This is a genomic window from Janthinobacterium sp. TND4EL3, from assembly GCF_900156175.1.
In the GTDB taxonomy this organism is placed as follows: domain Bacteria; phylum Pseudomonadota; class Gammaproteobacteria; order Burkholderiales; family Burkholderiaceae_D; genus Janthinobacterium.
Window position 1 is genome coordinate 82,122 of the sequence record NZ_FTMV01000005.1, and the last position, 24,455, is coordinate 106,576.

The window sequence follows — 24,455 nt, forward strand, 5'->3', positions numbered from 1 at the left end:
CAGCGAGCCGGTTAATAAAGCCAGAAATCGCAAGAATTTTCGAGTGGATACTTAGCGAGCCCCTTTTCGGATGCCGAAGACCGGACCGTAAGCGAATGGCGGCAAGAGACCGGTGAAGCGCGCGCTGGAAAAGGGAAGTTCGATCATCAGCGGAGCTTCGCCCGAGTCCGTTTCGTGTGGAAAATTGTGATTTGCAAATCGGATTATCCGCTCTGCATCGGAGGCTGTAAGGGCGCCGATCTCTCGCATCCCTAAGGAGCGACTCTCTGCCCACAGCTTGCCGTCATCGTTCAATAGTAGCTCGACAATATTGGGATCTTCAAGTGCACTCGAAGCAGCTTGACCAAGCAGGTCGATGAAGCGCGCATGGGCCGCTGAAATCAGTTGCGGCGCCCCAGCTTTTCCAAGTGGTGGTAAGTCAAATCTATACATCGATAGAGTTGAGGCTAGCGCTTTGGCAACGGCTTGCCTGCTCTTTACGCCCACTTCTTTTGCAATTGCGTCGAGTGAGTATTGGGCAGTGCGCATTGCAACGATCCGCTTCTTTTTGTCGCTGATATTCCAGTCGATCAGTCGCCGTGCTTCATTTCGCAAGTGAGAGGTGTCACTTGGATAAACGGCAAGGTGTCCAAGTACCCTGAAATAAAAAAGATCAAGATGCTGATCGCCAGTCTCTGCATTGGGCTTGCTCATGGACCTGGCTTGCCAGGTCAGGCGTTTAAGCTCGGTTTCGAAGTTAAGCTGATGTCTCTGCGCCCTCAGGTACCGAGGATTTCGCGAGCCATCTAAAAATTTAGGGCGATGGTCCCAGCAATATTTGGCACTCAATCTCGCGTTGCTGGTGACGTCGTAGCCAGGCACGGACTTACCTTTTTCTTTAGCTGCTGCTTCAGTGTGGAAACCGCAGAACTCACAGTATTCAGCATAGACGCGGCTAGTCTTAGCGGATTCTGATTTCTTTAAAGCTGGCTTCTTGGGGCGCTTGGCCTTGCATGCAGCAGCTAAAACTCGAAGCGTTTCCAATGTTTCCTGAAATTGTAGGTCTTGAACATCAGTCTTGGTGAACTGGCGAAGGCTAATGTGAAGAACCTTTTCTACTAAGCCGAAACCTCCATGCTGCCTCACCAACTCTGAAAACGAATTATTTGGAAATAGGTTTCGACCACGATGATGTGCCGGAAGCGCTGCTAGATAGGTCGTGAATGCCGGCACAATCAGCCGTGCGAACAGCCCGTCCAACGAATGTTGTCGGGATTCTTTCGAGTACGGCTCCCATTGGTCACAAAAAGTGTCGACAGCGCTGGCAACACCTGCTGCGCAATGATCCCAAGTTTGGATGCGCAGCTTCTTTCTCATGTCAACTCCAATGATTACCTAAGGCCTTTAACTGTAACCGATTGCCGGGTATTGTTCAATCCATCGAAACCTACGTAAAGGCTGCCATGACAATGGAAGAAAATTTAGTGACCCGGTTTGGCCCTCTTATGCCACTTGCTGGTTTGGCCACGGTACTGGACCGTTCGCCGGAGGCCGTGCGCATGTTCCTTCGTTCGAACAGTGACCTTGCCCAATACATCAATAAGAGCAAACTGAAGGTGGGCCGGCGGCTGTATTTTCGTACCTCCGAGGTTGCATACGTGTTGAGTGGAGCACAAAAGTAAGCCATGAGCAAAAGTACCTTTCCTCATCATAGCGGTGGCGTCGTTCGCGTGCAGTACGTCACGCGATACGGCTCGGTACCCGAATCTTTATTGGAGGATTCACGGCTTGATCTTGATAGTCGCGCTGTGGCGGCATGGTTGGCCGTTAAGCCGTCCGGGTGGCAAATCAGCGTTACGAATCTGCGTCTAAGGTTACCGCCCCAGGGTAGTAAGATGCTCGGCAAGGATCGATGGCAGCGCATTGCACTTGAGTTGGAGTCCGCGGGTTATCTCGTTCGTAGGAAAGTGAACGGTGAAGCGGGCAAGTGGGTTTGGCACATTACCTTCAACCCCGTGCCCGCGAGTTTAACCGTAGCCGTCTTCGCCAGCTCTGGTTCAGCCGCGCATGGTTCATCCATCGACGGCCGAGCCGGGGACGATCAACCCGGCCATAAAGTAATACCAAGTCCAGAACTACCAACTAAGAAACCTACCACTACTAAGAAGCGTACTAGCGCGGGTCCGGACGAACGGCGATGTAACGATGTCGTAGGCCCGGAATCTGTTGAGGAACTTCATTATCCGAAAGTCACGAACACGGAGCAGGCGGCGCTTGAGAAGCTGATCCCGCTTTGTCACGTCAACGCGCGGCAAGCGGTATTAGATGAGATTGAGGGTATCCGTCAGAAGGGTGGAATTAAACGTGGCGCCGTAGCACTTGCGAAGGCGCTCATCGCGAAGGTCGCAAATGGTGAGTTCACTTTGAGCGCGGGACACAATGTACTAACGCAACGGGAACAGCGCCGTAGGCATGAGTTGGCGGTCGCGGTTTCGGCTGCGCCAGAGCAAGCGTGGCTGCCGATGTCTGAAGTTGATATCGCGAGACTTCCCCCGAACATCGCGCGACGTGTGCGGGAGCAAATGGTGAAACATCCTAATGGATGAGGGGCTGCAAGCCATCAAGCATAGTGCCGGGAGGCAGCGCTTTCCTACTGTGCTTCACGGGCGTCGAAGTACTGTTGTGTATCGCCCAAAAAGGCGCCGGAATTTCACTCAGATATCGGACGGAGGTCGTCCCACATGTGGTTCGAATCTACCTCATATTCATAGCAATTCCCTCCACGCAGTTCTGGACAGGATGCCAGATGTCCGTACACGGCCATCTGGAGTTTGAAGTTAGGTCGCTGCGCGCCACGCACTTCCACTCAGGGCTGCGCCCCGAGACCCCGGCGAATTCTTCATAGCTCTTCTCAATAAACTAAGGAACGTATGGAATCGACAAAGTTAAAAAAATATCTACTTGACGAGCTGTTCGAACAGCGCGAAAAACGCGAGCGCGAGTTTGAAGCGATTCAACTCGCCGCGACCCAAGAACTTTATGTCGAGCTAGTATCACTCGCTCAACTGATGGGAATCACCCTAAGGCAACTGATGCAACGTGGCACCGCGCCCGGGCCACTGTTTTATGTGAATCCGGAGAACATTTCTCAGCAGTGGCGGGGGCGAGGTGCCAAACCGCAGTGGCTTCTAGATTGGCAGGCGGCGGGAAAATCGCTCGATATGGTTCGCATGTGAGCACAGTGTTCGTTATGTTAAATCAATCGATGTACGCCTTCGGCGATGTGCCCCTGGCCCTGTCGCCCTCTTAGAGCTAGGGTCTTCCCTGCCTGATTTTTTCGAGTAAATGATGCGAAGACATAAACTATTTACACCACTACCAGATGGCGTCGGTAAAGAAGTGCGTATTGAGTTTCGCGCGTCAAAAGCCGAGCGTGAAAAGATAAAACATTTGGCCGCTGTGCGCCAGATGCCTCTCTCCGAATTCTTGCGCCGAGCGGCGCTGGGTCGGGCTGCGCCGGTGGATTTTGATACGGATCTCGTTCTATGTCTTTCCGATGCCACCAGGGCGATTCGGCATCTTCACAAGGCGTATCTTGATATCGGATATAAACCGCCGGAGGAGCTCCTTCGCCCAGCGATGGAAGAGATACTCATTGCGCTCCATCGAATTTCTGACAGCAAGTGAATCCTCACGCGAATCGCGATAGCAGCGGCGCGCAGGCACAGGTGCAGTCCAGTTTGCAGGCCAATGCTCAGCAGCGCGAGGGTTTTCTGAATGTGACCTAAGCAGGACGACTTTCTTCTAGCTAGGCCGCCGGCGCAATCGTTCCGCTGCCGATGCGGCCGCGATTCGGCACGAAATCGGGGAGTTGGACGCGCAGCCTGCGAAAACGACTTGCCGCCAATGCTGATGAGCAGGTTGAGGAGCGCGATTGGACAAACTCGGCGTAGGAAAAAGTTTTCAGCGATCAAGTGTATTTATGCACGGATTCCGTGTATTATATGAATGAGAGAAACGACTTTCGTTAGTTATGAGGAATTTTTGAATAAGACTAGCCCCACGCCAGCAGAAATCAGATCTGTGCGCCAAGCATCTGGGCTTTCCCAGACCGCCGCAGCAAAATTGATCTATTCAACATTGCGAACCTGGCAGGATTGGGAGGCTGGAAAAGCGAATATGCACCCCGGGTTGTGGGAGCTGTTTCTCCACAAGAAGCCGGAAAGTAGGAGTGATCGAACGGGAGGTGAGGTGACGTAACGACCAGCAGGAAGCAGGCATGAACGGGGCTGTCACCCCGTCCATGCCCTGACCACAACAATTCCATCCAGGAGCCATTATGGTTAACGAAGATTGTAACATTGCACCCGGCTTCACACTTTATTTCAGCAAACGTAATCAACGTTTTCTGCTGCCGATCGCCACCGTTGCCGAGCTTGTGTCCGAAGCTGACCTCGCGACACAGAAAGCGGTAGCGGAAAAGGCTGCTAGCGCTGCGGCAGCCCCAGTCGTGATGAAAACGACATTCGTCGAGTCGAAGTCAGGGCCGCAGCACGAGAATATTTTAAGGTTACGTCAAGTCGATTTTGATCTTTCCAGCATTCGCACAGACACCAAATACGACTTGTCGGACGCGATGACGCTCGCGTCTCGTTTGCTGGCACAATCGACAGCTGCGCTGGACCGTGCTTCGGCGGCGATGTCCAACGACTTGCTTGTTGCTATTTCCATGAGTCTTGCTTACGAGCATGGTGACGGCAACCTGATCGATGTTCTTAATTTTCTTCGCGATCCACTATGGGATAGCGCGGCACAAATACTCCAAGAGTTTTTCCAGCCTCAACCCGCGTTCCAGCAACCAGATGCAGCCCACTGGATGAGTGTTTTTTGCCGAAAAATCAGGAAGCTGACGACGGGTGAAAAAGATACGTTGGTGGCCAACTGCTACAAGCATTGGACGAGCGCTGGCCAACCCATAATCAAACGTAGAAAGAGCACAAAGACGCCTGCCCGAACACAAGTGTTTGACCCGGATGACCTCGCAAAAGCCACCATGCGGGTCGGAGAACTGAAAGACGATAGGCGCGATGCCGGCGCACGCATTTTGCAAAATGCCCATGCGAACAGCGGCAACAGAACATTGCCAGATACCAAAGCGGCCCATGTTCGGCTGGAGGCGGCAAAGTCTCGTTTTGAAAATCTCGTGGAGCCGATTGAGCGGCTGCAAATTGATTTGATCCTTGCTGGCGCCATGAAGCCAAGCGATTTTCGTGTGACACCGCTGCTTTTGCTTGGCGATCCAGGTATCGGAAAAACTTTTCTAGCAACGCAGCTTGCCGATGCGTTGGGAGTGTCTACTGAGAAAATTAGTGCCGGTGGCGCGCAAGGGGGATTTCAGATAACCGGTTCCCATAGTTCGTGGACTGGTTCGCGGCCAGGCATGCTTTTTTCGCTGCTTGCCGACGGTGATTCGGCTGCGCCGGTCGTAGTCATTGATGAAGTCGATAAAATCCATGACGCTCAATTTCCTGTCTTGCCGGTACTGCTCGACTTGCTCGATGCTGATAGCAGCAAACAGTTTAAAGATGAATTTTTTGAGCTCCAATTCGATGTCAGCCGCATCATCTTTGTGTTGACAGCGAACAGCATAGAAAACGTTCCTCCGGCCCTGTTGTCGCGTGTTGAGGTATTCAACGTGCCGGCGCCGGGGCCCGTGCAGCGGCTGCGCATCATCCAAGAAACGGCTGAAATTTTGCGTAGCAAAACAAAGCGAAAAATTACTCTGGACGAAAGCACCGTGAACTCGTTGTCAGAACGCGTAGACATCGACCTTCGACGAGTCACCAGGCTGGTCCATGAGGCATTTACTAGGGCAATGCAAGCCAGTGATACTGTGGCGCGCATTGCAGTGCCCAAGCAAGATGGAAAGCGCAGCATCGGTTTTCATTGATGAGCCGAGTAGTTGGGCGCACACCATATTGCCTGAATAGTAAGAGTGTGAATTTTTGGCTTTGCAATTGTGTTATTCTTCCGCTCTGTATTGCGAGTGTACTAAAGTCATATCGCCTCGCGAAGCGGATGATTTTTAACCCATTGATAGAGAAAATTGACGAACCAACTTAATCCTACGCCTGCACCTAGGGGCGGTCAGCGGCCCCAATGCCTTAGTGACGTATTGCGAAGTCTCCACTTGCAATGTAGTAGCGCTGTGGAATCCTCACTCCAAGGTGCGAATGAGAATGTTCTAGGAGAGAGCTATGTTTTCGCAAGCGACCTGGAAGCATGGCGTGACGCGATAGGTGGAAGTTCTGAAGCGAGCCTGTTGGCGACGGCGGCAACCGAGTATGTCGTTGCTATGCTGAATATTTGCCAGGGGCAGTATCGCAACGGATTCAAAGGATTGCGCCTAGTACTTGAACTTTGCCTTCAGGGCACGCATTTATCCGCGAATCTCCTACTTCGAGAGGAGTGGATTCGGGGCGAAAAGGATACGGTGTGGGCGACGTTGGTGGATGAAGAAAATGGACCTTTAAGCCTTCGATTCTGCAGAGCATTTTTTCCTGAGTTAGGGGAGCACACTGGGCACTTCCGGCAGCTAGCGCGAACGATTTATCGTGAGCTTTCGGAATGCATACATGGCAATGTTCCCAATCACATCCCCCTTCCTTCAAAACTGGACTTTTCGCAGGAAACGTTCGATTTGTGGCATAAGAAAGCAGAAATCGTTCGCCTTGTAGTTCATTTCGCTTTTGCTGTTCGTTACCTTCGAACTCTTCCGACCCAGAAGCGTACGGGAGTTGAGGCCGTGTTGATCGAACAACTTGGCTATATTGCGGCAATCCGCACGGAGTGCAATACAGATGCCTAACGTGAATGATTCAAATAGTTTCGTAATTCGAACGGAGGATCTCCGACCGGAAGAGATCCTAGGCTTATTCGTTCCGACCGAACGAGACTTACAATTGATCGCTAGTTTGAAGTCGGCTAGTCCGATGATCCTTGAGGGCAGTCGTGGAACAGGAAAGTCATTCTTGTTGCGAGTGTGTGAGCAGCAGCAGTTCGCGGAGTATCCGACGACGCAAGTCGTCCCTGTGTACATCTCATTTGTGAAGAGTTCGCTACTCAGCACGAAAAACGATCAACAATTCCAGCAATGGATGCTTGCCCGGCTTGCATCGCGTGTACTTCGCACTTTGTACCAGCTCGGTTTGCTTGCAAAGCCCACCGCCTCTGCGACAGTGCTTGCAGGAGGAGCGGTCGGTGTGGTTGGTGAGGAGACGCCCCTAGAACGAATTGCGCAGCGCTTTGAGGATTCGTTTAAGAAGCCTGGCGATCTCGTTGATGCTGGAGACGTTCCGGACGTGGAGTCCTTTAAGGATGCGGTTGAGGATCTGTGCGGCGAACTTGGATTGCGCCGTATCAATGTTCTTTTTGATGAAGCGGCCCATATTTTTAGGCCGGAGCAACAGAGGCAGTTCTTCACGTTGTTCAGGGACCTTCGCTCCCCTTACATGACATGCAATGCTGCGGTTTATCCTGGTGTAACGTCGTATGGTCCATCATTTGAGGCAGTGCATGATGCACAGATTGAATCCTTAAATCGCGACATTCACGCGCCAACATACCGCGAGCAGATGCGGGAGATTGTGCTGAAGCAATCTGGTGCTGAACTTCAAAGTGATATCGAACGGAACGGTGAAAACTTCAACGCGCTTGCTCTCGCCGTTAGTGGCAATCCGCGACTATTGCTCAAGACCGTAGCGCTCGCCGGAAAACTTCGCTCTTCTGATTCGCAGGCTGTGCTAAAGGATTTCTATCGAAACGCAATTTGGGCCGAGCACAGCGCCCTTGCTGAACGCTATCCTGGACACAAAGAATTGATCGACTGGGGGCGTGTATTTGTTGAGCAGTTTGCGATTCCTGATGCGATCAAGAAAAATGAGGTCTGGAAGGCTGAAAGTAAACCCGAACGTACTTGCTACTTTTGGGTGCATCGTGACGCACCGGAAGCGGTTAAGGAAGCGCTCCGTCTACTTGCGTACACTGGAGTAATCACAAAGCTGGATTCCGGAGTCATAGCGACCCGCAGTGAGGTTGGTGTCCGTTATGCGATCAACATAGGTTGTGTTGCTGCTCCTTCAGCGAACCCTGTGGCATATATAACTGAATTAAGAAAAGGACTGACCGTTAAACGGTTCACCGAGTACGGCCAGAATATGCCTGCGTTTGTTGAAATCGCGGCTCGGGTAGGTGCTATGGCAGACGCGGATCTTTCAACGGAACTCGCGCGATTGTTATCGAAGCCGACATCGGTACTCGATTTAACGGCGCATCAACAGTGGGCGCTAAGTTCTGTAGGCATAAAGACGGTTGGGGAAGCATTGACTTCGACGGAGGCCAGATTCCGACAAGCGTCATACATTGGTCCCGTTCGGTCGCGAAAAATGATGAACGTCGTTACTGCAGCGGTCTTAGAGTTCCTGTCGGGCTGACACCGGATGACTAAGCACGCCAAGTTTAATCGATTAGGGGGCCTGCTGTTGGCGCCGACGCTTAATTGACCCACGGCGCCGGAAATTGCTGACCCAGCTAGCCTGTGGCTAAACGATGGATGGGAGCGGTTTCTGGCCGACTCCGTACGGGGCAGTTTGAGTCGGCCACGTGGGGCAATTTGGCGTTGGCGCCAACATTGGCTACCTGCGGGGATCTCCGGGCGAGTTGCTGCTGTCGCAGGCTGGCCGCCTCTCGCAAGCCGAAGCCGTGGGCAGCGAGGCGCTGAACGCGAAAAAGCTGTGCGCCGGCCGGACCAACGTCTGGATCGCGAACCGCAAGCTGGCAGAGCTCGCGTGGTGCAGTACGGGTGGAAAGCCCGAGGAGCTACGGTTCGGGCCGGTGATCCTGGAGTTACGCATGTTTGCGGCAGCCGGGAGTGTCCGTCTGCTGAGGCCGCCAAATGGCGCAAGGCCCATGACGAGATGCGCGTCAATGGCACTTCATCATGCAGGCGCCAATTTTTCAGTCACAACGATTGAACCACCAGCGTGATTTCTGCCTGCTGCGATTTGTTACAATCTACAATCATTTGTTAAGAAAAAACACTCACGGTTATCCGTCACGCAACAGCATTCCAGAAATTGATAAGAAATGACAAGTTCAACCACGCTGCAAGACCTCGAAAACCGTCTCTGGGCCGCAGCCAACCAGCTTTGGGCGATGACCGACCTGAAGCCGTCCGAGTTTTCCACCCCCGTGCTGGGCCTGCTTTTCCTGCGCTACGCAGAAAAGAAATTTACCGATGCCGAAGCGCGCTTCGCTGCCGATGGCATGGAGCATGGCGACATTGACAAGACCGACTTCCAGGCCGAGGGCGTGCTGTACTTACCCGAACATACGCGGTTTAGCTACCTGGTTAATCTACCGGAAGGTGAGAACTTGAGCAAAGCTGTCAACGACGCGATGGCTGCCATCGAGTGGGAAAACGAAGACTTGCGCGGCGTGCTGCCGCGCGACTACGCCAAGCTCGACAATGCGGTAATACAGGAACTGTTGCGCCTGCTGGCGCCGGTGAATGTTGAGGGCGACGCCTTCGGCAAGGTCTATGAATATTTCCTCGGCAAGTTTGCCATGGCCGAAGGGCAAAAGGGCGGCGTGTTCTACACCCCGACCAGCATCGTCAAGCTGATAGTCGAGATTCTGGAACCCTACCATGGCAGGATTTTCGACCCTGCCTGCGGTTCCAGCGGCATGTTCGTTCAGAGCGCGGCGTTCGTCACGGCCCATCAACGGCGCGCGGTCGATGAGCTGGCCGTGTTCGGCACCGAAAAATCGTCGGATACCGTCAAGCTCGGCAAGATGAATCTGGCGGTGCATGGCTTGTCCGGCGATGTGCGCGTGGCCAACAGTTTTTTTGAAGACCCGCACGAAAGCGTTGGCAAGAATGGCAAGGGTAAGTTCGATTTCGTGATGGCCAATCCGCCCTTCAACGTCAGCGGCATCGACAAGGACCGCATCCAGGGTGACCCGCGCCTGCCATTCGGCGTGCCCAGCACCGACAATGCCAATTACCTGTGGATACAATATTTTTACAGTGCGCTGAACGACACCGGCCGCGCCGGCTTTGTGATGGCCAATTCGGCCGGCGACGCGCGCGGCAGCGAACTGGAAATCCGCAAGCAAATCCTGCAGTCGGGCAGCGTCGATGCGGTTGTCAGCATCGGCAGCAATTTTTTCTACACGGTGACGCTGCCTTGCACGCTCTGGTTTTTCGACAAGGGCAAGCGCAGTAGCGAGCGCAAAGACAAAGTGCTGTTCATCGACGCCCGCCACATCTACCGGCAAGTCACTCGTTCGGTGCGCGACTTCAATCCAGCCCAATGTGAATTTCTGTCCAACATCGCGCGCCTGTATCGCGGCGAGCAGCCTGAAAACATGCGCGGCAGCGCCGAACTGATGGCGCAGCATTTTCCTGCTGGAGTCTATGTCGATGTGGCAGGCCTGTGCAAGGCGGCGATGCTGGCCGAGATTGAGGCGCAGGGATGGAGCTTAAATCCGGGGCGGTATGTTGGGGTAGCGGGTAAAGGCGCTGATGATTTTATTTTTTCTGAAAAAATTGAAATGCTGGGAGAGGAAATTGAAGAATTAAACTCAAAATCCCATGAGCTAGAGTTTTCAATTTCTCAGTGTCTAGCTGATTTACGCTTACGTTTTTAAAGAGAGATTACGTTATGCTTTTTAAAGATTTTGTTGAAATCAATCCGAGCGTAAAATTAACTAAGGATGCTAATTATCCGTTTGTCAGAATGGAAGACATCACACCAGGCCGTCGCTATGTTTCAGCTTCAATAGTAAGGATGGCGGGGGGAGGGGCTAAATTTTCCCATGGGGATACTCTGTTTGCTCGTATTACACCATGCCTTCAAAATGGGAAAATTTCTCAATTTAGAGCCAAGTCCGGTCAACTTGGCTTTGGATCAACTGAATACTGGGTATTTCGAGCTAGAGAAGGTATTTCTGATCCATCATTTATTTATTATTTGGCTAATTCTCACTTGATCCGAAAGACAGCTGAGAAAAGTATGGTTGGTGCATCAGGACGCCAAAGGGCCATAATTGGCGCTATCGAAGATCTGAAGATAGATGCCCCAACTCTTAAGAATCAACGCCAGATTGCCGCCATCCTGTCCGCCTACGACGACCTGATTGAAAACAATAGTCGGCGTATCGCTATTCTGGAGGAAATGGCGATGCAGATTTATGAAGAATGGTTCGTCAATTATCGCTTCCCGGGCCACGAAGCTGTACCACTCGTCGAATCCGAACTTGGGCCAGTGCCGGAAGGTTGGGATGTTGTCAGCGCTGCCGATGCCGTCGAGGTCAACCCCAAGGTCAAGGTGCCTAAAGAGGGGGAGAAACCATTCGCTCCGATGGGCTGCCTGTCAGAAGTCAATATGCTAATTTCCAATGTTGAAGAGAGAGCAGGAAATAGCGGTGCCAAATTTCAAAATGGTGATACGCTTTTTGCCCGCATAACTCCCTGCCTTGAAAATGGAAAAACAGCCTACGTGCAATTTTTACCTTCGCCCGAATCGGTGGCATTTGGCTCTACCGAGTTCATCGTTTTACGCTCCAAGAAACTAACGCCGGAATTCGTCTACTTGCTGGCCCGGTCGGACAGTTTTCGCAATAACGCCATCAAGAGTATGGCCGGTTCCGATGGACGCCAGCGCGTCAAGGAGGCCTGCTTTGCGTCCTACATGCTGGCTCTCCCCGACGCAAAAACGCTGGAGAAATTTCATGGCATGGTTCACCCGATGTTCGACATGATTTATGTTTTGGCTCGCAAGAATGAGAACCTCCGTCAAACCCGCGACCTGCTGCTGCCGCGCCTGATTTCTGGCGAACTCGACGTTTCGACGATGCCGGTGCCCGAGGACATGGCCGCATGAGCGAAGAAAATCAGCTCTACGACAAGAAATCGTTGAAAGTGCTCAAGGGCGGCGACGTCGGCTTGCGCGACTTGGCAAGCGATTGCGTGGCCTTTGCCAATGCCAGCGGCGGCCGCATCGATATCGGCATCGAGGACGACGCCAGCGCGCCAGAGCCCGGGCAGCGCGTGAGCGATGCGCAGCTTGGCAAGCTGCAGAAAATGATTCCCAGCCTGACGGTGAACGTAGCCATTTCGGTTACCAAACAGGTGACGGAAAACGGTGCTGAACTCCTGTTGCTGCAAGTGTTTCCATCGAGCCAGAACATCGCGGCCACGTCGGACGGGCGCTATTTTTTGCGCGTGGCCGACGAGTCGCGCCGCCTGATGCCGGAAGACCTCGGCCGCCTGATGAACGACAAGTCGGCTTTCGTATGGGAAGCCCAGCCGATGCGGCAAGTGCCAATGCAGCAGGTGGATGCGGACAAGCTGCGTGACTTCCTGCGCAACATTCGTACCTCTGACCGGGTCAGCGAGCGCGTGAAGCAGAAGTCGGACCGCGAAGTGCTGGAGCACTACCTGATGGTGCGCGATGATTGCCTGACCAATCTGGGTGTGCTGTGGGTGGGCTTGCGCAATGACCGTGCGGTGCTGCGCTATGCGCCGATTGTCCAGTTCATCCGTTACGACGAGCTTGGCAACAAGGTATTCAAACGCACCTGGGATGATTACAGCCTGAACCCGCAGGAGCTGATCGAAGCCATCTGGCGCGATGTACCTGATTGGCAGGACAGTTATGAATTCCCTGACGGCCTGTTCCGCAAAAATATTCCGCACTTCGACGAGGTGGTAGTGCGTGAACTGTTGGCCAATGCGCTGGTGCATCGGCCCTATACACAGGGCGGCGATATCTTCATCTGTTTGTACCCAGACCGACTGGAAGTGCACAACCCGGGCTTGCTGCCGCTGGGTGTGACTGTAGCCAATATCTTGCATACTACGAAGAAACGCAACGACCATCTGGCGCAAGTCTTTTACGACCTGCGCCTGATGGAGCGCGAGGGGTCGGGTTTTGACAAGATGTACGAAGTGCTGCTGGCGAGTGGTCGGCCCGGTCCAGTGGTGGTGGAAGGCGACGACCGGGTGACGGTAACCGTGGCACGCCGCGTGGCGCACCCGGCGGTCATTGATTTGATTGACAAGGCGGACCGCGCCTATCAGTTGCAGGCGCGCGAACGTATCACGCTGGGCTTGATTGCTCAGCATGAGTCGATGACGGCGACGCAGCTTTGTAAGGCGCTGGCGATCAAGAGCGCCGACTTGCTGAAGCCCTGGCTGGGGCGCCTGGAGAATTTCGGTATCGTGGTGACCAAAGGCCGGACCAAGGGCACCGCTTACTCGGTCAGCCCGGCCGTGCTGCGCGCACACGACTTCCGGGGCCGTACTTCGCTGAAAGGCATCGAGCGCCACCGGCTGCGCGAGCTGATTGTCAGTGACCTGCAAATTTATGGCGTGGCAAAGCGGGGTGAGATTCATGATCGGATTGGCCGGGACGTGCCGGAGCGGCAGTTGCGCAGCGAGTTGATGAGCATGGCGGAGGACGGTGTGCTGGAGGCTATAGGCGAGCGTGGTGGCCGGCGCTATGGATTGACAAAAAAGACGTGAATAACCGGGTCGGTGTCAAAGTTTTGTCAATCTAATTGACTAAGGATTTCGTAAGTCATTGTTAATTAAGGATAATTCTATGGTTTTGATTGCCGAAATCCGTAAAATTTATAAGTGAAAACTGTCAATGCACGGTATCGATTAGGCATTGTTTTTTGCGCTTTGCTTGTATTTGAAACTACCTTTCGGGAGTGACCGGAACTATGCTCTACAACTCCGAACAAACCATTCCTCTTCATGCGCGCGAAGCGTCGGCCGCCTACGGCGAGATGCTGCTGGTGGAAGCACCGGCCATCGCCCTGCTACAAACGCTGGGCTGGGCGCACGCCGACTTGTATCAGGAAAGAATGGGCAAGGCTGGCACGGAAGGGCGCGAAAGCGAGCATCAGGTGGTGCTGCCGCGTCGCTTGCGCGCTGCGCTTGAGCGGCTGAACCCCGGCTTGCCGGCGGCTGCCTACGAGCAAGCTGTCGAGCAACTGAGTGCCGACCGCAGCCGCGAGACGCCAGTCAATGCCAATCGTGCCATTTACAGCTTGCTGCGCGATGGCGTCAAGGTTGCACTGCCCGATGACGAGGGCACGATGAGCAATGAGACGCTGGCCGTCATCGATTGGCGTGACCCGACCCGCAATGAATTTTTCGTCGCAACGCAGTTCTGGGTCAGGAGCGACATGTACCGGCGCCGCTGCGACGGCGTGGGCTTCATCAATGGCTTGCCGCTGGTGTTCCTGGAGTTCAAGGCGCCGTCGGTCAATCTGAAGTCGGCCTTCGACGACAATTTGCGCGATTACCGTGGACAAAGTATACCGCAGCTATTTCATTACAACGCGCTCATTATGCTGTCCAACGGGCGCGAGACGAAGGTCGGCACGCTGACGTCGATGTGGGAGCACTTTGCCGAATGGAAGCGTATTTCCAGCGAAGAGGAATCGGCTAGGGTATCGCTGGAAACGGCGCTGCGCGGCATCATGGACCACGTGCGCTTGCTGGACATGGTGGAAAATTTCACGTTGTTTGAAGAAGTCCGTGGCGGTCTCATCAAGAAAATTTCCAAAAACCATCAGTTTTTGGGGGTTAACAAGGCCATAGTCGAAATCGGTAATCTGAAGGAAAACCAGGGCAAATTAGGCGTGTTCTGGCACACGCAGGGCAGCGGCAAGAGCTTGTCGATGGTGTTCTTCACGCAGAAAATCCTGCGCACCTTGCCGGGCGCGTGGACCTTCGTGGTGGTCACAGACCGCGAGGAGCTCGATACCCAAATCTACAAGACGTTTGCCAACACTGGCGCGACCGGCGGCGCGGAAGTGCAAGCCGACAGCGCCGCGCACTTGAAGGAACTACTGGCTGGCAACCAGCGCTATGTGTTCACGCTGATTCAGAAATTCCGCAGCGACCTGGGCACCGACTACCCGGTGCTGTCGCTGCGCTCCGACATCATCGTGATGACCGATGAAGCCCACCGCAGCGAATACGGCACCTTTGCAATGAACATGCGCAAAGCATTGCCGAACGCCGCCTTCATCGGCTTTACAGGAACGCCGCTGATTGCCGGCGAAGACGAGAAAACCCGCGCCGTGTTCGGCGACTATGTATCGGTCTACAATTTCGCCCAGGCTGTCGCAGACGGTGCAACGGTGCCGCTGTACTATGAGAACCGCATCCCCGAACTGCAACTGACCAACGATGACTTGAACAGCGACCTTGAGGGTATCCTGGAAAGCGCAGCCCTCGACGATGAACAGGAAAAACGGCTGGAGCGCGAATTCGGGCGCCAATATCACCTGATTACCCGTGGCCAGCGCCTTGATGCCATCGCTGCCGATATCGTCCTGCATTTCACTGGACGCGGCTATCGCGGCAAGGCGATGATGGTGTGCATCGACAAAGTGACAGCCGTGCGCATGTACGACAAGGTGCAGGCGCATTGGCAAGCGACATTGACGCAATTGAAGGGCGAACTGGCCCAGGCCAGCGGCGACCGTAAAAAGGCGCTGCACGAACGCATCGCGCTGATGGAATCGACCGACATGGCGGTAGTGGTGTCGCAGGGCCAGAACGAAGTGGAAGAGCTGAAGGCCAAGGGCGTCGATATCGAGCCGCACCGGCGCCGCATGTTGACCGGCAAGCTGGAAGACGATTTCAAGAACCCGGCATCGAACTTGCGCATGGTGTTTGTCTGCGCGATGTGGATTACCGGCTTCGATGTGCCGACTTGCTCGACGCTGTATTTGGATAAGCCGATGAAGGCGCACACGCTGATGCAAGCCATCGCCCGCGCCAACCGTGTGGCAGAGGGCAAGACCAGCGGCCTGATTGTCGATTACATCGGCATCTTCCAGCGCCTGCAAGACGCGCTGGCAATCTACGCTCGCCCCGGTAAAGGTGGCACTGGCCCTGCCGATGTGCCGGTCGAAGGAAAGGAGCAATTGATTGCTTTGTTGGGGCAAGCGCTGGCCACCGCCGAGGACTGGTGTACCGTGCGGCGCATCGACCTGCCGGCCATTATCGCGGCGCAGGGGTTCGAGCGCGTCGGCTTGATGATGGATGCGGTGGATGCCATTGTCGCCACCGACGAGACCAAGGGACGCTTCCTGCAACTGGCCGGACAAGTGGCTAAGCGCTACAAGGCCATATTGCCGGATGCCAGCGCATCGCGGCACGCCGCCAAATCGATTGCATTGTCTTTCCTCGCGCGCCAGGTCAAGGCATTGATGCCGCCGGTCGACATCAGTGACGTGATGAGCGACATCGAGGCATTGCTCGACGATTCGATTGCGACCGAAGGCTACCGCATTGATGCGATGGGCATGCCGACGGCGCTGGTCAACCTGTCAGAAATCGACTTCGAGGCGCTCGACGCCGCGTTTCAAGCCAAGAAGCGCAAGCATGTCACGACCGAGCAATTGAAGGCGGCGGTCGAAAAGAAACTGAAGGATTTGACGGGCCAGAACCCACAGCGCATTGATTTTGTCGAGCGCTTCCAGAAGCTGATCGACGAGTACAACACCGGCAGCAAGAACATCGACCAGTTTTTCGAGGAACTGAAGCGCTTTGCCCAGACCTTAAGCGCCGAAGAGCAGCGCGGCGTGGCGCTCGGCTTGTCGGAAGAGGAACTGGTCATCTTCGATATTCTGACCCGTCCAGACCCGGTGCTAACCCGCGAACAGGAGCTTGATGTGCGGCGCCTCGCTAGGGATTTGCTAGGTAAGCTGAAATCTGAAAAACTGATTCTGGACTGGCGTCTGAAGCAGCAAGCGCGCGCCGGCGTACAGAAAACGATACGGGACATTTTTCGCACATTGCCGCAGCCATACACTCTCGACCTGCGCCAAGAAAAGGCCGCCCGCGCTTACGGGTTTGTCTACGATACTTATCCTGGAAGGGCGAGGCCGGACATGCATGCGTGATGCGGGTGAATGCGTTTGGACGTTCGCAGTTGCGTAAGGTACAAAGTGTGATGACAAACAGGTCAGACCGTGATCCACCAAGCCTGGAGACTACTTCGGATTACCAGTCCGTGAGACAAATGAGGCGTGGGTCAGCAGATTCCATCGGGGCCAGCAGGTTCGACCTGCAAGAAGGCCGGATATAAAGCAGCAGCCTATCCTGTCCAACAGCACACAAAAATACCTGGCAAACGGGAGGCGTCAAATATAAGTAGTCTGGCACAGGTAGATTTCAAGAAATTGAATATGAACGATAGCATATGTGTAACTTCGTCAATCGGCCTAGGGTGACAGTTGCGGCATGGCATCGTCTTTCATTTTCTTATCCGTGTCATCCAATTGTTTCACTTTCTGGCAGAGGGTTGCAACCGTATGACCGGTCTATTGCGCAGGAGAACTAGCACTTTTCGATCAAATCTAGTTCCGTCTTCTATCCCATCATGGTCAGCTGTTCCACGATGCCACGCAGCGTGACCTTACTGAAGAAGGGGATGTTGAGTTTTTTCGTGCGCGCGTGTTTTTTCTTCAAGATACCGTACACAATGGTGTAGTCCGATGGGTTGATGTTCGCCACTTTGGGCAACAAGGCTGTTGGCGCCGATGCCAAATTGAACCAGGTGGCCGAGATTCATTGACCCAGGCGAATTCGCGCAAACGCAGGCTCAGTGCGTCTTTCCGTGTCAGAGCCTAGGTCAAGAAAAATTGGCACCGTGGGTCAATTTGGTGTCGGCGCCAACATTGGCACTCTGAAAGCAAACCCATGGCACTCCGCGAGCAAAGCTGGCATTAATTCAAGTGATAAGTCAAAAACCTAGAGATGTGTTTTTTTGTTAATTATAGTTCTACGGCAGCCTTGGCTAGTTTGAGCAAATGCAGAGTGTCGACTCACACGCCATCGAGTATGACATCCTTGTCCTAAGCATCCACCAACCATTACGCCAGGTCGGCCGGCTTCACGAAGAAGAACCGATAGCCCCGCATTGTGCTGCGGTCGCCCCAACGGGCTGCATCGCGCTCATACTGCCGCATTTCGTGTAACGCCATCACCAGGCTTCCCCGTCACTTAATGATTTATACCAAAGGCACCCCGTGCTGCTTGAGTACCACATCCTAGATGCCCATGTCCGAGTGAGCGTAAAATTCCTTGAGCCGTCGATCTTGAGCAAGCGTCAAGCGGACCGGCGCCGATTTTAATCGGGAGTTTTATGTTTTTGAATAATGGCGGCTATCTCGGCATCCAGTTTTTGCTGATCTGCTTGAAGTTTTTGCTCAGCCTTTTGCTGTGCGTCTCGCTGTACTTTAGCACCGGCCGGGTTGAATTGATGCCCAAGATAGTTGGCTGGATTTTCCTCTGGGAAATCATCAAAATAGTCAGACCATTCGCCCATTTTCATTCTCCTAAATCAATTGAACAGCTCGATCTCGTATCTTGCCAGTAATTTAACACCCTTGCAAATAGCCATTCTAGATAGTAAAAGATATGGTTTCAAATGAAACAGTATAAAACAGTATTAAACGACATTGTTGTGTTTGAGTCTAGGTGAGAATCAGTGGGATTTGCCAAGTATCGCCCACACGGTTTTCTTTCAGGGCGGCATAGGCTAAATATTCGAAGGCTAAACTTGCGTAAGCGTAAAGCCAGCGCCGTCTTGAACCCGGCAATGAATTAGAAAATGATGGCGTCACACCGCTGGGAAGCGGCGTGTTGTTTAAGCCGATGGGAGCTGCGCGGCGCAGTTCCAGGGCAGGAAGTCGTCGACCCGATTGACCGGATGATCGGCGACGTTGGCCAGCACATGGCGCAGCCAGGCCTCGGGGTTAACACCGCCCAGCTTGTCGGTGCCGATCAGCGAGTAGACGGCGGCGGCACGCTCGCCACCGCTGTCGGCGCCAGCGAACAGGTAGTTGCGCCGGCCGATGGCAACGCCACGCAGGGCGCGCTCGGCGGCCGAGTTGTCGATCTCGATGATGCCGTTGTCGCAGTATCGCAGCAACGCCGGCCACAGATTGAGCGCGTACTGGATAGCGGCCGCCGTTTCCGACTTGCGCGACAGCTTTTCAAGCGTGGCGCGTAGCCAGCTGCTGAAGTCGTCGAGCAATGGTCGTGATCGTTGCTGGCGTGCCAGTTGTCGTTCGTTCGTAAGCGTCTTCCCAGCGCCGTCTGGACTGTCTGATCACCACCATTCATGATCGAATTTTGGCACAGCATTTGTGCCCACAAATTCTGATTATGGACACAAATTTTCAACCGATCACTTCCAAGAACGCGCGCGGTCATTATCGGCAGCACTCGTTGGAGTTCAAGCGCGCATTGGTGGCTCTGGCGCTGGAGCCGGGCATCTCCGTCGCTCGCATTGCACGCGAACACGGCGTCAACGCGAACCAGGTGTTCAGCTGGCGCCGCCTTTATCAACAAGGGCGCCTCGGCGTGCCTGCGTTGATGCGCGACGATGGCTTGTTGCCGGTGGTGCTGGCGCCGACGGCGCCTGCTCCAGGCAAGGCCTCGGCCGACGGCGACGCCATCGGCACGATCGTGCTTGAGCTGGGCCAGGTCCTGGTGCGAATCGATGGCCAGCCCAACCCGGCCGTCCTGGCGCAGGTGCTCGATCGGGTGCTGCGATGATCGGCCTACCAGCCGGCACCAAGGTGTGGCTGGCCGCTGGCACCACCGACATGCGCTCCGGCTTCAATGGGCTGGCTGCCAAAGTGCAAACGGCGCTGGAGGAAGATCCGTTCAGCGGCCACGTATTTGTGTTCCGGGGCCGGCGCGGCGACCTCATCAAATTATTGTGGTGGACCGGCGATGGTTTGTGCCTGCTGGCCAAGCGGCTTGAGCGCGGGCGCTTCATCTGGCCGCAGGCCAGCAACGGTTCGGTGGCGCTGACGCAGGCGCAGCTGTCGATGCTGCTTGAGGGCATAGACTGGCGGAGGCCGGAGCGGACCTGTAAACCAACGTCGGCCTTGTAAACGGTAGAAGCCTCGCGTAAACTTGGCGCATGCTCAACCCAGCCGACCTCCCCAACGACATCGCCGCCTTGAAAGCGCTGCTGCTCGCCCAGGACGAGGTGGTGGAAGGGCTGCGTGAACAACTGAACACGCGCGCCATCGACATCGAGCACCTCAAGCTGCAGATCGCCAAATTGCGGCGCATGCAGTTCGGCCGCAAGTCGGAAAAGCTGGATCATCAGATCGAGCAGTTGGAGTTGCAGCTGGAAGACTTGCAGGCCGACGAGGCCGAGGCGGCGCGCGAGATGCCGGCGGCCGACCGGGCGCCGCGCAAGAAGTCAGTGCGGCGCCCCTTGCCCGATCATTTGCCGCGTGACGAGAAGGTCTACGCGCCGACGGCCGATGCCTGCCCTGCCTGTGGTGGCGGCCTTCGGCCGCTGGGCGAGGACGTCGCCGAGCAACTGGAATTCGTGCCAGCGAGCTTCCGCGTGATCCGTCATGTACGCCCCAAGCTGGCATGCGTCTGCTGCGACGCCATCGTCCAGGAGCCGGCGCCAAGCCGTCCGATCGAGCGCGGTATCGCCGGCCCCGGCCTGCTGGCGCACATCCTGGTGGCAAAGTTCGCCGATCATCTGCCGCTGTACCGCCAGGCCGTCATTTACGCCCGCGAAGGTGTCGACCTCGATCGCGCGCTGCTGGCGAGCTGGGTCGGCGCCGCCAGCGCGTTGCTGCGCCCGTTGGTCGACGCCGTTCGCCGCCACGTATTGGCGGCCTCGAAGCTGCATGCCGACGACACGCCGATCCCGGTGCTGGCGCCCGGCAATGGCAAAACCAAGACGGCGCGCTTGTGGACCTATGTGCGCGATGACCGGCCAGCCGGCGACTCGACGCCACCGGCCGTTTGGTTTGCCTACACGCCCGACAGCAAGGGCATCCATCCGCAAACCCACTTGGCCAAGTTTGAGGGAGTGCTGCAAGCGGACGCCTATGCGGGTTTCAACGCCTTGTTCGACGACGGCACGATCCGCGAAGCGGCCTGCTGGGCGCACGCTCGGCGCAAATCTCACGACCTGCACGCAGCGCGCGCAACGCCGCTGACCACCGAGGCGCTGCGCCGGATCGCCGAGCTCTATCTGATCGAGAGCGAGATCCGGGGCAAACCACCCGACGAACGAAGGCAAGTTCGACAAACCCTCTCGCGCCCACTGCTCGACGACCTGGAGCGCTGGCTGCGCAGCATGCTCGATACTTTATCGCACAAGTCCGACACGGCGGCAGCAATCCTGTACGCGCTCAAGCTGTGGCCCGCGCTGCTGCGCTGCTGCGCTATTGCGACGACGGCGCCATCGAGATCGATAACTCTGCGGCCGAACGCGCCTTGCGTGGCGTGGCCATCGGCCGCCGCAATTACTTGTTCGCCGGCGCCGACAGCGGCGGCGAGCGCGCCGCCGCGATCTACTCGCTGATCGGCACGGCCAAGCTGAACGGTGTCGACCCCGAAGCCTGGTTGCGTCACGTGCTGACGCATATCGCCGATCATCCCGTCAATCGGGTTGATGATTTCTTGCCCTGGAACTGCAACCTGCCAGCAGCCCTTTGAGATCACGCCGCTTCCCAGCGGTGTGACGCCATCATCGATCAAAACGCCCCTGCACTCAATAAGGCGCTGAGCGGACGCTTACGCTGATCTGGACATCAAAAGCATGAATTCTGGTTGAACCGCTTGCCAACCGATCGCACCAAGCCGGTAGAAGGTTCGATATTAAACACCACGTAGCGGCGCTGCGGGCAGACCAGTTCCAGCGACTTCTTGCTGCATTCGAGCATGTCGGTCTTGCGCGTGCCTTGCGGGGTAGATACCGAGACGTCCCGGTTGATGTACGGACTGCACTCGAAGCCCTGTTCCGTGGCGACCTTTCTGGCCGCGTCCATGGTCAGGCCGACCGCGTGCAGCTGGTCCACTTCGGCCGCCAGCGTGGCGTCGGAAACGCGGGTGAGGGCGCAGCCGGCCAGTAACGCGCAGGCCAGCAGTGGCAACATCAAACGTAACATCGTCTTTTTTCCTGGCTTTGTAGTCGAGCTACGCAGTGTACTGGAAGAACCCTCGCACTGTACGCCGCCGTACCGTGCGCCATCGTCGCGTATTCGATAGTGATGGGATGGATATCAAGAAAACTCCGCGCACCGATGCCCGCCATGCGTCGATCGTGCGCCAGGGCCTGGAATGGGCCCTCACTTACGGCCAGCGCAGCGCCGCCGCCTTTCTGCTGGTGCGCAAGGTGCCGCGCCCGGTGGTCGAACGCATACCCATCAGCATGGACGGGCGCGGACGAGCACTGGTGGTGGTCAGACAGTCTAGACGGCGCTGGGAAGACGCTTACGTTCGTTCGGCGGCTTGCCGCGTATCTCGGCCTCGATCACATACAGCTCGGCGATCCGGCGCAGGGCCTCAGTCGTGATGGCCGATGGTCTGGCTGCATGCAGGTCGTGGAACTTGCGGCGCGCATGCGCCCAGCAGCACCGAGGCGGCTGGCTCGAACAAACCGGTACGCAGCTCGCGGCGCCACTTGAACAGCATCTTGGCGTTGATGCCGTTCTGTTGCGCCAACTTGGGCACCGAGATACCAGGTGCACAAGCCTCGATGGCGAGACGCCGTTTGAAGTCAGCCGGATAGTTGGGGCGGCCTTTGCGGTTGCCTGCCGTTTTATCTGTATCCAAAGTGATTCCCATCAAAAAAGTGACGGGAACTACTTTTGGGGATGTGGACTTTTAAAGATAGACGGCGGTGGGAAGACGCTTACAAACTTGCTGCCCAAAGGTAATAAAGGTATCTTGACTACTAATATGGCCGTAACAGTCTCTGGCACTCGTGCGCCAGTTCTCACGCTACTGAGAACGCGTCCCTCAACAAGGTTGAGTTGTTGGATCAAGGCGACCTCACGGATCTTCTCGAAAAACACAATGTGACGATTCTTGAGGTGGAGTGGATGCTCCATACGGATTGGCCACAAAGTTAATTTGAGATTTTGATGGGCACTTAGATCGGCTATTGCGCACAAGTCGCTTTGCCCATACACCGAGATAATATTGAGGGAAGCCGGATGAATAGACAGCAGCAGGAAATCGCGCTTCGAGTAGCGCGTGAGGTTCATAACGGGAAAACGAAGGCTTCGGCGGGGAGGCGATTGCTCAGCACGGAAGCGAAAATTCCAGATGGGTCGGCGAAAATCGTAATCGAGGTGTACCAGAAGATGTGCGAGGGAAGTCTATTCAAACGCCATTTGAGCCGCGTTGACATGACCTTTTTTTTGCAGTCATTCGGCGGAGATGGCAATGCCGAAGAATTATCGCGCGCGCTGGATGCCCTGAGACTTCATATTAGATGGAGGGAATCGGACCGGGTGAGCCAACATGGTAATCGCGAAATTCTCGCTGAACAGGAGGCGCGTCTTGCCGATTTGTTAGCCGAAGGTGTAACCAGCATCGCAGAGGTGAACCGCGAGTTTCAAGCCAAAGTCGCCTTGGCACTTGTGGATAACGGAGACGCCCGAAGGCGGCGGTTGGCTGCAGCTCCGAGGCTGCCGCGTAAGGTTGCAAAACTTGTTTATGTCTATGAGCGAAGTGCTGATGTCGTTGCCGAAGTACTGGCGCAGTCGATGGGGGAATGTAACCGATGTAAGCGGCCCGCACCGTTCAATAGAAAGAGTGACGGTACGCCATATCTGGAAGTCCACCACAAAATCCTGCTGTCGGCAGGAGGAGACGATTCAGTGGAGAACGCCGAGGCACTATGTGCGAATTGTCATCGGCACCGCCACTTTGGGGTGGACTGAAGCATGGTCAAAATTAGAATGTATCCTGCTAAAAACGGCGACGCATTTTTAGTTCTGGAAACGGGGCAAGCGAGTACTGCCATCTTGATCGATGGTGGATATGGCGAGACTTTTCATACCTATTTCCGGGGCGACCTCAAAGCGCTTGCCGCCAGTGGAAATAAGCTTGATTTGGTCATCGCATCACATATCGACGCAGACCATGTTGTTGGACTGCTAGAGTTTTTCAAATTTAACGGCAATGCTTCCACCCCTTCGCTAATCGAAGTCGATTCGGTCTGGCACAACAGCGTCAGAAGTATCTACGGGAAGGGGTCAATAACTGTCGGGAGCGAGGACTTGTTCATTCTACAGGCAGCCGCCAGCCGCGGTTACCCAGCAGTCAGTATTTCTGAGACCGTCAGAGAAATTAGCGCTGGTGAGGGAAGTTCACTAGGCGCCGCGTTGTTGGCCGGGAACTATCATTGGAATGAAGGTGAAGGTAGGAGGAGCCTATCGGCAGATGTTGGCTTAGGAGTTAGGTGTCCAGTCCCGTTTGATCATAAACGCGCTTTACGAATAGCTCCGGCTTCTTTTGCTGCCACTCTTTGAGCGCCTAGATCGGAAGAGTGGCCGGACGCTTACTTTCTAACTCTTCCAAAGTAACATTATTTTACGTCACC

20 protein-coding genes and 3 pseudogenes are annotated in these 24,455 nt (G+C 55.2%); 16 read left to right on the forward strand and 7 right to left on the reverse strand.

Annotation, left to right across the window (positions count from 1 at the left end; all coding sequences use genetic code 11):
- Nucleotides 1-51: 51 nt before the first annotated feature.
- Nucleotides 52-1,356 (reverse strand): P-loop NTPase family protein, encoded by a 1,305-nt coding sequence (locus tag BXA07_RS30080; RefSeq protein WP_139335516.1) that lies wholly within the window; start codon nucleotides 1,354-1,356, stop codon nucleotides 52-54.
- Between the two features lie 86 nt (nucleotides 1,357-1,442).
- Between BXA07_RS30080 and BXA07_RS31065 the strand changes: the two genes are divergently transcribed.
- The 11 genes from BXA07_RS31065 (at nucleotide 1,443) to BXA07_RS10255 (ending at nucleotide 16,974) form a co-directional block, all read left to right on the forward strand.
- Entirely contained in the window at nucleotides 1,443-1,661 is a 219-nt protein-coding gene (locus BXA07_RS31065) for a plasmid-related protein (protein WP_076567997.1), read from the forward strand.
- Between the two features lie 3 nt (nucleotides 1,662-1,664).
- Nucleotides 1,665-2,585: a hypothetical protein gene (locus BXA07_RS30085; RefSeq protein ID WP_139335517.1), complete on the forward strand. Its 921-nt coding sequence runs from the start codon at nucleotides 1,665-1,667 to the stop codon at nucleotides 2,583-2,585.
- Between the two features lie 324 nt (nucleotides 2,586-2,909).
- Nucleotides 2,910-3,215, forward strand: coding sequence for an H-NS histone family protein (locus BXA07_RS10205; protein ID WP_076567835.1), 306 nt, complete (start codon nucleotides 2,910-2,912; stop codon nucleotides 3,213-3,215).
- Between the two features lie 109 nt (nucleotides 3,216-3,324).
- Nucleotides 3,325-3,666 carry a plasmid mobilization protein gene (locus tag BXA07_RS10210; protein WP_139335518.1) on the forward strand — a complete coding sequence of 114 codons (342 nt, stop codon included), beginning with the start codon at nucleotides 3,325-3,327 and terminating at the stop codon, nucleotides 3,664-3,666.
- Between the two features lie 652 nt (nucleotides 3,667-4,318).
- Nucleotides 4,319-5,929, forward strand: coding sequence for an AAA family ATPase (locus tag BXA07_RS10220; RefSeq protein WP_076567837.1), 1,611 nt, complete (start codon nucleotides 4,319-4,321; stop codon nucleotides 5,927-5,929).
- A gap of 258 nt (nucleotides 5,930-6,187) precedes the next feature.
- Complete coding sequence (locus tag BXA07_RS30090) at nucleotides 6,188-6,847, forward strand: hypothetical protein (RefSeq protein ID WP_139335519.1); 660 nt, start codon at nucleotides 6,188-6,190, stop codon at nucleotides 6,845-6,847.
- A complete protein-coding gene (locus BXA07_RS10230; protein ID WP_076567839.1) occupies nucleotides 6,840-8,471 on the forward strand; it encodes an ORC-CDC6 family AAA ATPase in 1,632 nt (543 codons plus the stop codon). The genes BXA07_RS30090 and BXA07_RS10230 overlap by 8 nt, the downstream gene beginning before the upstream one ends.
- Before the next feature lie 652 nt (nucleotides 8,472-9,123).
- Nucleotides 9,124-10,689, forward strand: coding sequence for a type I restriction-modification system subunit M (locus tag BXA07_RS10240; protein ID WP_076567841.1), 1,566 nt, complete (start codon nucleotides 9,124-9,126; stop codon nucleotides 10,687-10,689).
- 14 nt (nucleotides 10,690-10,703) lie between these two features.
- Nucleotides 10,704-11,924: a restriction endonuclease subunit S gene (locus tag BXA07_RS10245; RefSeq protein ID WP_076567842.1), complete on the forward strand. Its 1,221-nt coding sequence runs from the start codon at nucleotides 10,704-10,706 to the stop codon at nucleotides 11,922-11,924.
- A complete protein-coding gene (locus BXA07_RS10250) occupies nucleotides 11,921-13,567 on the forward strand; it encodes an ATP-binding protein (protein WP_076567843.1) in 1,647 nt (548 codons plus the stop codon). Before BXA07_RS10245 ends, BXA07_RS10250 begins: the two co-directional genes overlap by 4 nt.
- A gap of 203 nt (nucleotides 13,568-13,770) precedes the next feature.
- Nucleotides 13,771-16,974, forward strand: coding sequence for a type I restriction endonuclease subunit R (locus BXA07_RS10255; protein WP_076567844.1), 3,204 nt, complete (start codon nucleotides 13,771-13,773; stop codon nucleotides 16,972-16,974).
- Between the two features lie 469 nt (nucleotides 16,975-17,443).
- Here the strand turns inward: BXA07_RS10255 and BXA07_RS30095 are convergent, their stop codons facing one another.
- The 3 genes and pseudogenes from BXA07_RS30095 to BXA07_RS10270 all read right to left on the reverse strand — a co-directional run.
- Nucleotides 17,444-17,599: a TIGR04141 family sporadically distributed protein gene (locus BXA07_RS30095; RefSeq protein ID WP_170909639.1), complete on the reverse strand. Its 156-nt coding sequence runs from the start codon at nucleotides 17,597-17,599 to the stop codon at nucleotides 17,444-17,446.
- 604 nt (nucleotides 17,600-18,203) lie between these two features.
- The gene (locus BXA07_RS10265) at nucleotides 18,204-18,401 is read right to left on the reverse strand and encodes a hypothetical protein (protein ID WP_076567845.1); all 198 of its coding nucleotides are present in this window, start codon (nucleotides 18,399-18,401) and stop codon (nucleotides 18,204-18,206) included.
- Between the two features lie 321 nt (nucleotides 18,402-18,722).
- Nucleotides 18,723-19,151, reverse strand: a pseudogene (locus BXA07_RS10270) (transposase); the annotation flags it as partial.
- 59 nt (nucleotides 19,152-19,210) lie between these two features.
- Between BXA07_RS10270 and BXA07_RS10275 the strand changes: the two are divergent.
- The 3 genes and pseudogenes from BXA07_RS10275 (at nucleotide 19,211) to BXA07_RS10285 (ending at nucleotide 21,559) form a co-directional block, all read left to right on the forward strand.
- Nucleotides 19,211-19,636 (forward strand): IS66-like element accessory protein TnpA, encoded by a 426-nt coding sequence (locus BXA07_RS10275; protein WP_244556237.1) that lies wholly within the window; start codon nucleotides 19,211-19,213, stop codon nucleotides 19,634-19,636.
- Entirely contained in the window at nucleotides 19,633-19,980 is a 348-nt protein-coding gene (gene tnpB, locus BXA07_RS10280) for an IS66 family insertion sequence element accessory protein TnpB (RefSeq protein WP_076567847.1), read from the forward strand. Before BXA07_RS10275 ends, tnpB begins: the two co-directional genes overlap by 4 nt.
- A gap of 29 nt (nucleotides 19,981-20,009) precedes the next feature.
- Nucleotides 20,010-21,559, forward strand: a pseudogene (locus BXA07_RS10285) (IS66 family transposase).
- A gap of 95 nt (nucleotides 21,560-21,654) precedes the next feature.
- On the opposite strand, the gene BXA07_RS10290 reads toward BXA07_RS10285, so the two are convergent.
- The 3 genes and pseudogenes from BXA07_RS10290 to BXA07_RS10300 form a co-directional block, all read right to left on the reverse strand.
- Nucleotides 21,655-22,011, reverse strand: a complete 357-nt coding sequence (locus BXA07_RS10290; RefSeq protein WP_076567848.1) for a hypothetical protein — start codon at nucleotides 22,009-22,011, stop codon at nucleotides 21,655-21,657.
- A 327-nt stretch (nucleotides 22,012-22,338) separates the two neighbouring features.
- Nucleotides 22,339-22,476 (reverse strand): annotated as a pseudogene (locus BXA07_RS10295) (transposase); the annotation flags it as partial.
- Nucleotides 22,409-22,690, reverse strand: a complete 282-nt coding sequence (locus tag BXA07_RS10300; protein ID WP_139335521.1) for a transposase — start codon at nucleotides 22,688-22,690, stop codon at nucleotides 22,409-22,411. The pseudogene BXA07_RS10295 and the gene BXA07_RS10300, both read right to left, overlap by 68 nt.
- A gap of 371 nt (nucleotides 22,691-23,061) precedes the next feature.
- On the opposite strand from BXA07_RS10300, the gene BXA07_RS10305 reads away from it, so the two are divergent.
- Together BXA07_RS10305 and BXA07_RS10310 are read left to right on the forward strand one after the other, a co-directional pair.
- Nucleotides 23,062-23,793 carry an HNH endonuclease gene (locus tag BXA07_RS10305; RefSeq protein WP_076567850.1) on the forward strand — a complete coding sequence of 244 codons (732 nt, stop codon included), beginning with the start codon at nucleotides 23,062-23,064 and terminating at the stop codon, nucleotides 23,791-23,793.
- Between the two features lie 3 nt (nucleotides 23,794-23,796).
- Nucleotides 23,797-24,384, forward strand: coding sequence for an MBL fold metallo-hydrolase (locus BXA07_RS10310; protein WP_076567851.1), 588 nt, complete (start codon nucleotides 23,797-23,799; stop codon nucleotides 24,382-24,384).
- Nucleotides 24,385-24,455: the final 71 nt, after the last annotated feature.